Origin of the sequence: Methylomonas methanica (assembly GCF_001644035.1) — a bacterium.
GTDB lineage: Bacteria > Pseudomonadota > Gammaproteobacteria > Methylococcales > Methylomonadaceae > Methylomonas > Methylomonas methanica_A.
In genome coordinates this window covers 1-1,149 of sequence record NZ_LUUG01000037.1, presented here as the reverse complement: position 1 = coordinate 1,149, position 1,149 = coordinate 1, and the positions used below count along the sequence as shown (strand labels likewise).

Below are 1,149 nucleotides of genomic sequence, written 5' to 3'. Positions count from 1 at the left end.
AAAAGCTCCGGTGCTCGGCGCGGCATACGGGATAAACCCATCCCACAATCGAAGACCAAACCAACCTAATTCGATTTTCAGCCTCAACCCTGTAGGAATATTGTTTTGGCTCGAACAAAATCCGAATCCTTTTTCCAGCTAGACTATCCCGTGAATTCACATAATATGTATATCATCGGATTCATGAAGATATCCAGAAACTATGTAATCACTTGTTATCCACTTCAATATCGGAGCCACTATGGACCTGTCTCTTATCCAAGGTACGATTTCCGGACTCAAGGTCGCTGGTGACATCGCAAAGGGCCTCCTTGAACTCAAGACGCTTTCCGAAGTTCAGGGAAAAGTAATTGAACTTCAGAGCGCCATTCTGTCCGCCCAAGGAAATGCACTTTCTGCTAATGCGGACCAATCTGCGATGGTTGAGGAAATACGCGCACTGAAAGAAGAAATTGCTCGCGTAAAAGCATGGGACACACAAAAGCAAAGGTACAAACTGGTACAACCCTGGTCTGCCGGTGTTGCCTATGCGCTTATAGAATCCATGAGCAACTCCGAACCACCGCATTTGATATGTACAAACTGCTACGAGATTGGGCGCAAGTCCATCCTTAATCCGGTCGAGGATTCTCAAAAGTGGGTTCACTACGCTTGCCCTGTTTGCAAAGCGCAAATCCCCACTGGTTATCGCGGTGGCGTCACCCCGCAATATGCGGCTGATTAACCGAACTATGGCTAACACTGCGCTTAAGAGGGACGCTCCGCCTGCAATGCAGGCTCCGCGCCCCTTAGCCCCACGTTAGGCGCTTATGGTCCTGCCTCGCTTCAAACCTTATTTCATATCCATGACAGAGATAATTGACAAATGGAAAGAGCTAAATCATGACTTGCATCAAGTGCTTCAACAGATTGATGTCGAACTTACACCTAAAGATAATTAGAGCCGTAGATACTGATTAGCACAGCGTAATCGGACGCATGTTGGATTACGCTGCTCTGCGTTGTGGCTAATAAGCCAAACGATGCTTGAGCAACCTCCATTCCTCCGAATACGCTTCGCTATTCGGAGCTACTCCCCTGAGGCTACATTTTTGCAAACTCAAACCCCGCAAATCGCGCGAGGGTTTTCTCCCGCATGCCGCGCCGAGC

General features: G+C 48.3%; 1 protein-coding gene. It reads left to right on the top strand.

The annotated features are described in order from the left end of the window. The first annotated feature begins 241 nt into the window (after nucleotides 1-241). Nucleotides 242-724 (top strand): hypothetical protein, encoded by a 483-nt coding sequence (locus A1332_RS01690; protein ID WP_064006850.1) that lies wholly within the window; start codon nucleotides 242-244, stop codon nucleotides 722-724. Nucleotides 725-1,149 lie beyond the last annotated feature (425 nt).

Coding starts and splice junctions, on each gene's coding strand:
- A1332_RS01690 (WP_064006850.1), top strand. CDS start 242: ATGGACCTGTCTCTTATCCAAGGTACGATTTCCGGACTCAAGGTCGCT.